The 6,973-nt window shown below is 62.7% G+C and carries 8 protein-coding genes; 1 reads left to right on the top strand and 7 read right to left on the bottom strand.

What is annotated here, in order from left to right:
* Position 1: 1 nt before the first annotated feature.
* From HBJ55_RS08890 to HBJ55_RS08915, 6 genes are all read right to left on the bottom strand, one after another.
* Entirely contained in the window at positions 2–1,189 is a 1,188-nt protein-coding gene (locus HBJ55_RS08890; protein ID WP_167113178.1) for a CaiB/BaiF CoA transferase family protein, read from the bottom strand.
* A gap of 50 nt (positions 1,190–1,239) precedes the next feature.
* On the bottom strand, positions 1,240–2,022 hold the full coding sequence (locus HBJ55_RS08895; protein ID WP_167113180.1) for an enoyl-CoA hydratase: 783 nt from the start codon (positions 2,020–2,022) through the stop codon (positions 1,240–1,242).
* Between the two features lie 37 nt (positions 2,023–2,059).
* The gene (locus HBJ55_RS08900; protein WP_167113182.1) at positions 2,060–3,340 is read right to left on the bottom strand and encodes a TRAP transporter large permease; all 1,281 of its coding nucleotides are present in this window, start codon (positions 3,338–3,340) and stop codon (positions 2,060–2,062) included.
* Positions 3,337–3,855: a TRAP transporter small permease gene (locus tag HBJ55_RS08905; protein ID WP_206022423.1), complete on the bottom strand. Its 519-nt coding sequence runs from the start codon at positions 3,853–3,855 to the stop codon at positions 3,337–3,339. The genes HBJ55_RS08900 and HBJ55_RS08905 overlap by 4 nt, the downstream gene beginning before the upstream one ends.
* A gap of 69 nt (positions 3,856–3,924) precedes the next feature.
* A complete protein-coding gene (locus HBJ55_RS08910; RefSeq protein WP_167113184.1) occupies positions 3,925–4,911 on the bottom strand; it encodes a TRAP transporter substrate-binding protein in 987 nt (328 codons plus the stop codon).
* Positions 4,912–5,155: 244 nt separating this feature from the next.
* Positions 5,156–5,617, bottom strand: coding sequence for a GlcG/HbpS family heme-binding protein (locus HBJ55_RS08915; RefSeq protein WP_167113186.1), 462 nt, complete (start codon positions 5,615–5,617; stop codon positions 5,156–5,158).
* Positions 5,618–5,794: 177 nt separating this feature from the next.
* Between HBJ55_RS08915 and HBJ55_RS08920 the strand changes: the two genes are divergently transcribed.
* Positions 5,795–6,478, top strand: coding sequence for a GntR family transcriptional regulator (locus HBJ55_RS08920; RefSeq protein WP_167113189.1), 684 nt, complete (start codon positions 5,795–5,797; stop codon positions 6,476–6,478).
* A 3-nt stretch (positions 6,479–6,481) separates the two neighbouring features.
* Here the strand turns inward: HBJ55_RS08920 and HBJ55_RS08925 are convergent.
* On the bottom strand, positions 6,482–6,973 hold a 492-nt coding region (locus HBJ55_RS08925), incomplete at its 5' end, for an FCD domain-containing protein (RefSeq protein WP_167113191.1).

Below are 6,973 nucleotides of genomic sequence, written 5' to 3' on the forward strand. Positions count from 1 at the left end.
GCTACTTGATGCAGCCCTCCTTACGCAGCGCCTCGAGTTGCTCCGCAGAGAGGCCAAGCTCCGCCAATACCTCGTCGGTATGCTGGCCGAACAGCGGCGCCGGGCTTCTGATCTGTGACGGCGTGCGTGAGAACTTGCTGGGAAAGCCGATGGTCTTCATCTTGCCGATGACGGGGTGTTCCATCTCCTGCACCATGCCGCGGGCCTGATAGTGTTCGTCCTGCATGGCCTGGGCGAAGTCATTGATCGGCCCGGCCGGCACACCGGCCTTGTCGCAGAGATCCAGCCAGTGGTGCATTTCCCGCTCGACCATGATCTCCTCCAGCACCGCTTCGAGCTCCTCGACGTGCTGGCCACGATCGTGGTTGGTCAGGAAGCGCGGCTCGGCCATCAGATCCTCGCGCCCCAGCACGTCCCGGCAGAAGCGCTCCCAGGTACGCTGATTGGCGCAGCCCAGCATGATGTAGCCGTCGCTGGCCTTGATCGCCTGATAGGGCGCCGACACACGATGCCGCCAGCCGGTGGGCTCGGGAACTCTGCCCTCGGCAAAATAGGCGGCCGCCTCCCAGGTGAACCAGGGCAGGCCACATTCGGTGATGGCGATATCGATGTGCTGCCCCTCGCCGGTGTTGATCCTGTGAATGTACGCGGCCAGGATCGAGTAGACGGCCGTTATCCCCGCTCCGATGTCGTAGACCGCGATGCCGGTCTTCAGCGGACGTCGCCCCGGTTCGCCGGTCATCGACATCAGGCCGGTCATGCCCTGGGCCACCAGATCGAAGCCGCCGCGGTGACTATAAGGCCCGGTCTGGCCGTAGCCGGAAATCGAGCAGTAGATGATGCCGGGATTGATCGCCTTGATGGTGTCGTAGTCGATGGCAAGCGACCGTGTCACCCCGGTGCGATAGTTCTCGACGATGACGTCGGCGTCCCTGGCCAGGCGGTAGAATATCTCCCGGGCACGCTCATCCTTGAGATTGAGCGAGATGCTCTTCTTGTTGCGGTTGATCTGCGAGAAGCAGGTCGACTCGTCGTTGACGTAGGGCCCCATCTGGCGGCTGTCGTCGCCGCCGTTGAGCTTCTCGACCTTGATCACCTCGGCCCCCATGTCGGCCAGCACCATGGTGCAGTAGGGGCCGGCCATGATCTGGGAGACGTCCAGTACCTTGAGTCTTTCCAGGGGAAGCATGGGCTTCACCTCGCTTGTGTGGTTCGCGTGGTTGCCGCAACGCGCCAATGTCAGCGGCCGGTCCACTCGAAGGGTGTCTTGTGCAGGAACTTGTTCACCGCCGCCTGGAAATCGTCGCTCATGTAGCAGGTGGTGACCCAGTCGTCACCGGCGTCCGCAGCAGCCCTGCGCGCTTCCAGGACCCGCCCCACCAGCGCCTTGCTGGCCTGGACGGTGAGCGGCGCGCGCCGGCCGAATTCGGCCGCGATGGCGGTCACCTCCTCGACGATCGTTTCGGGAGCGAAGACGCCGTTGACCAGCCCCGTCTGCCGCGCCTCCTCGGCATCGAACAGCTTGGCCATCATCAGCGCCTCCTTGGTGCGAGCCACGCCGATCATGTCGACCATTCGCGAGACGTTGGTCATCGATAGTGTGTTGCCCAGCGTCCTGGCGATGGGTACGCCGAACTTCATCGAAGGCGTGCAGTAGCGGAAGTCGCAAACCAGCGCCAGGGCTGCCCCGCCGCCCACGCAGGCGCCCTCGATCAGGGCGATGGTGGGCTTGGCCAAGCGCTCAAGCTTGCCCACCACCCGGTCGATTCGCCGCTCATAGCCGATGGCGTCGTCGGGGGTGTTGAAGTGGGCAAATTGGGAGATATCGGTGCCGGCGACGAAGGCCTCGCCGCCGACACCATGCAGCACCACCGCCTGGACGTCGTCGTCCTCGTTCAGCCGGTCGCAGCAGGCCTCGAGCGCGTCATACATCTCCCAGGTCATGGCGTTGCGGCTCTCGGGTCGGTTGAAGCCGATCCAGGCGAGGTTGCCCTCGCGCCGGAAGATCAAGGCGTCAGACATCTGGATTCTCCTTTCGGGGTCGTCAGTGGTTTCGCGCTCACCGGTAGAACAGCTCCACCAGCCCCATCGGGAAGATCGGCACGTAAGTCACCAGCATCAGCAGGATGAACAAGAGAACGACGAACGGTACGTTGGCCTTCGACACCTGCCAGATGTCCGCCTTGGCCACAGAGCAGGCCGTCATCAGCACGCTGGCCACCGGGGGGGTCTGCTGGCCGATCGCCAGGTTGAGGGTGACGATCATGCCGAAGTGGACGGGGTCGATGCCGACCATCATCACCAGCGGCATGACGATGGGTACGGTGAGGATGATCGCCGCGGCCGAATGCAGGATCATGCCGATCAGCAGCAGGAAGATGTTCAGCAGCGCCAGGACGGCGAATTTGTTGTCGGTGAAGTCGCTGATCATCATCGCCAGCATCTGCGGCAGCTGGGCGCGGGTGAGGAAATCCCCGAGCAAGGCCGAGCTCGCCACCAGCAGCATGACCACGGCGGTCTGCACGCCGCCTTCGACCATGGCTGCGCGCAGCTTCGCCCAGCGCAGCTCGCCGTAGCGGAAGCTGATCAGCAGCGCAGCCAGCACCGCCAGGGCTGCCCCTTCGGTAGCGGTCATGAAGCCGCCGAAGATTCCGCCAAGGATGACCAGCGGCAGCAGGAAGGCCAGGCCCGCCGCCTTGAAGGTGGTCCACACTCGCTTCAGTTGAAAAGTATGCTCCACGGGCCAGTTGTAGCGGACCGCGAAATACCAGGCGAGCACCATCATCAAGACCCCACCGACCAGACCGGGCACGATGCCGGCGACGAACAGCTGCACCACCGAGGTGTCGGCCATGGCGGCATACAGAATCATGGGAATGGAGGGCGGAATGATGATCGCCAGCGAAGCCGAAGAGGAGGTAATGGCGGCGGCGAACGGGGCAGGATAGCCCTTGCGCTTCATCTCCGGCATCAGGATGGAACCGAGGGCGGCCACGTCGGCCACGGCAGAACCGGAAATCTCGGCGAAGAACAGCGAGGTGCCGACGTTGACCATGGCCAGCCCGCCGCGGATGAAACCGAGCAGCGCCGAAGCGAAGTCGATCAGCCGCCGAGAGATACCGCCGGTGTTCATGATGGCGCCAGCCAGGATGAACAGCGGGATGGCGATCAGCGGAAACTTGGTCGAGCCCTCGAACATCACCAGCGGGAAGCCGAGCAGGCTGTTGGTGCCTTGAATCCACAGCATGGCAACGATGGATATCGCGCCCAGGGCCACGGCGATGGGGATATTGATGAAAATCATGGCCAGCCCGGCCAGCAGGATCAGTGCCGTCGTCATTGCAGCTCCTCCACGATGTCCTGCTCCGAGGGCGGCCGCTTGCCTTCCCAGGCCTCACGCAGGATGGCCGGGAGGTTGAGCAGCTCGGCGATGACATAGAGTGCCGCACCGATCGGAATGGTCGACTGGGTGACAGCGATCGGAATCGGTACGCTGACCAGGGTCGAGCCGCTGAGGACGCCGATGACGTAGACGCCATAGACGGCGAGCAGCACGAAGAAGGCGATGATGATGGCTTCACCCAGCGCCACCAGCGTCACGCGAACGGCACGGGGTTGCGAGTAGACGAATCCCGGGACGCTGATATGGGCGCGCTTGAGGGCAGCCAGAGCGGCGCCGTAATAGGTCACCCAGGCCAACATCACGGCGGCAACCTCGTCATACCACCCCAGCGAGTTGCCGCTGAAGCGGAAGGTGACGCCGAGCAGCACGACCACAGTCAGGGAAACCACCAACAGCATGGTGATAACTTCGAGCAGCCACTCGAAGCCGGATCGCAGTTTCACGAGGGACATGCAAACCACTCCGTCGAGCAGGAGAAGGACCGCCCCGAATGGGGCGGCCGTGGATTCACTCAGTGAGGCTCAGTCTTGCTCACCGAGCGCCAGGACGCGGTCGACCAGTTCGCCGCCGCCTTCCACTTCCTCGTCGAAACGCTCGTAGATGGGGCCACTGGCGTCGATGAAGGCCTGCTGGTCGGCCTCGTTGACCTCCATGCCGGCCTCTTCCATTTCGCCGAGGAGTTGCTCGTCCTGTTCGGCGGCCGTCTCATAAACGAAATCCTGAACCTCACGCGCCGTCTCCTCGAGGATATTGCGAACGTCCTCCGGGAGATCCTCCCAATGGCGCTTGGAAACCACCACATACGCGGGCGTGTAGACGTGGTTGGTCATGGACAGGTAGTCCTGGACTTCCTGAAACTTCTGGGAATGAATCTGCACCAGAGGATTCTCCTGGCCGTCCATGGTGCCGGTCTGCAACGCCGTGAAGACCTCTGAGAGCGCCATGGGCGAGGGGTTGGCGCCGTACTCCTCGAACATGCGCACCCGCCAGGCGCCCTTCGGCGTGCGCAGTTTCAGGCCCTTCAGGTCCTCGGGCGTCTCGATGGGTCGCTCGTTGTTGGTGATCTGGCGAAAACCGTTCTCCCACACGGCGAGAATCTTGTAGCCCTCCTCCTCCACCAGCGGATAGAGATCGGGTTCGATGACCTCCTCGATGACCCGCTTCATGTGCTCCCGATCCTTGATCAGGTAGGGCATCTCGAACAGGCCAAATTCATCGACCACCGAGGACATTACGGTGGAAGGCAGTGTGAAGGTGAGCTGGCCGAGCTTGAGCTTCTGCATCATGGAGTCGTCGCCACCGAGCTGGCTCGATCCATAGACCTCTACCCTATAGTCATCGCCCAGCCGCTCATTGGCCCGCTCGGCGAACTCATTGGCGGAAGCATCGAACAGCGAACCGGGATTTCCCACGTGACCGAACTGCAATTCGGTTTGAGCCATACCCAACCCTGGGGTAAGGCTCAGCGCCAGGGCGGTGGTCACGAATGCCGTCTTGATCGTCTTCATCGGATACTCCAGTGCTGACTTGTTGTTGTAGGCGTGCTGCCCGGGCGTGGCATCCTCTCGAGGGCAGTCTCCAGGCCATGGCGGCTCTCGCAGAACCGCGGGAAGCATACCCACGGTCCGAGCATCCTCGGCCATCCAACGGCTCGGTGAGCCCGACCGTTACGAATTCAATTTGAATTCAAAATTCATTATTCGGTATTAAACTTTGGTCGACCGATAGCTGCCGACCACTGACTTCGCCGGCTCAAGCGGGCTCCAATCCCCAGACCAGTCCCGCCGCCTCGATACCGGCGATGGCGGCGGCCTCGTCCTCAGCCGAGGATGCGCCGCTGGCTCCCACGGCGCCGATGACACGGGAATCGCCGTCCAGGATCAGCACGCCTCCCGGGACCGGAACGAAGTGGCCATTCGAGACGGCAGCTACGCTGGCGAGGAAGGCCGGTCGCTCCGCATTGCGGGCACCGACCACGCCGCTCGAGGCGCCATTGCCCAGAGCGGCGAAAGCCTTGCCCTGAGCCACGGGGAAGCGCAGCGGGGCACAGCCGTCCTCGCGCTCGGCAGCGACGACGTGACCGCCACCATCGATCACCACTACGGTAAGAGGCTCCATCGAGGCATCGCGCGCCTTGGCGAAAGCCCCGTCGAGGATGGCTCTGGCCCGGGAACGGCCAAGCTGAAACTGACTGCGGAAGACTTTGCCGGTCATGGGAGACTCCTTATGATGGTCAGGTAGTAGATATTAGTTGAATTTTGAATTCATAATATCTTCTGTGAAAGAATGCCAGCCGGACCGTTTCCGCCGAGATGCATCGACAGGCCCGGCGACACGACGGGAACGCCGACTGGGACTATCGGGACGCTATCGCCTCTAGGAATTCATGCCATGAGTAAAATCCAGCATCGCAGCCTTTATCTGGAAGTGGCCGACCGCGTCCGGGAACTCATCGAGCAGGGGGATCTCGCTCCTGGCGAGCGAATATCGGAAAAGCAGCTCTGCGAGCGCTTCGGAGTGTCCCGCACGCCGCTACGAGAAGCGCTGAAGGTTCTTGCCTCCGAGGGCCTGATCGAGCTGCTGCCCAATCGCGGCGCCAGGGTCATGCGCCTGACGCTGAAGATGGTGAAGGATACCTACGATCTAATGGGGGCTCTCGAGGGGCTGTCCGGCGAACTCGCCTGCCAGAACATCAGCGACGAGGGCATCAAGGCCATTCGTGCGTTGCATGACGAGATGCTTCGGCACTACCACGACCGCAACCTGCCGGACTACTTCCAGGTCAACCAGAAGATTCACGAGGGGATCCTGGCCGCCTCGGCGAACGAGGTACTGCAGGAGATGTACAGTAACCTCAGCCAACGTGTGAAGCGGGTCCGCTACTCCAAGAAAATGACCGACGATTTCTGGCGCAGGGCCGTGCAGGACCACGAGCACTTGATCATTGCCCTCGAGGCGCGGGATGGAAAACGCCTGGGGCAGATACTACGCGATCACCTTTGCAATAAACTCGAAGTCGCCTCACTCGCAGGCGTGATTGAAGAAGAACGAACTCTCAATGCCGCCAACGCCTGAGTCTCACTCCCACTCCTTCAGCCGCATTGCCGAGCGCTCCAGGCGCTGATCCTCCGCCTCGATCTCGCGCAACTGCTCGCCGATACCGCTGAGGTGCTCCACCGCCGCACGCCGTGCGGCCTGCGGCTTGCCCTCCATCACCGCCCGGTAGAGCCGGGCATGCTGGCGGTTGATCATCTGCCTCGGCGCCTCGCGGTGATAGAGGTTCTTCACCGAGGCGAACACCGAGCTCAGCAGCAGATCGGTCAGCGACTGCAGCGTATGAACCAGCACCGGGTTGTGCGAAGCCTGGCAGATCGCCAGGTGGAAGGCGTGATCGAGGTGCGCCAACTGCTCCACCTCGATCTCGCCTCGCTCGACGTACTCGGCCATGGCTTCGTAACGACGCTGAATCAGCACGCGATCGGCCGGCGTGGCGCGCTCCGCAGCCAGGCTGGCCGATTCGCCCTCGAGCAGCGAGCGTACCTCGAGCAGATCGAACAGGGTTCGGGGATG

This window comes from Billgrantia bachuensis (assembly GCF_011742165.1).
GTDB classification, from domain to species: Bacteria; Pseudomonadota; Gammaproteobacteria; order Pseudomonadales; family Halomonadaceae; genus Halomonas; species Halomonas bachuensis.

Coding starts and splice junctions, on each gene's coding strand:
- HBJ55_RS08920 (WP_167113189.1), top strand. CDS start 5,795: ATGAGTAAAATCCAGCATCGCAGCCTTTATCTGGAAGTGGCCGACCGC.
- HBJ55_RS08905 (WP_206022423.1), bottom strand. CDS start 3,855: ATGTCCCTCGTGAAACTGCGATCCGGCTTCGAGTGGCTGCTCGAAGTT.
- HBJ55_RS08895 (WP_167113180.1), bottom strand. CDS start 2,022: ATGTCTGACGCCTTGATCTTCCGGCGCGAGGGCAACCTCGCCTGGATC.
- HBJ55_RS08915 (WP_167113186.1), bottom strand. CDS start 5,617: ATGACCGGCAAAGTCTTCCGCAGTCAGTTTCAGCTTGGCCGTTCCCGG.
- HBJ55_RS08910 (WP_167113184.1), bottom strand. CDS start 4,911: ATGAAGACGATCAAGACGGCATTCGTGACCACCGCCCTGGCGCTGAGC.
- HBJ55_RS08890 (WP_167113178.1), bottom strand. CDS start 1,189: ATGCTTCCCCTGGAAAGACTCAAGGTACTGGACGTCTCCCAGATCATG.
- HBJ55_RS08900 (WP_167113182.1), bottom strand. CDS start 3,340: ATGACGACGGCACTGATCCTGCTGGCCGGGCTGGCCATGATTTTCATC.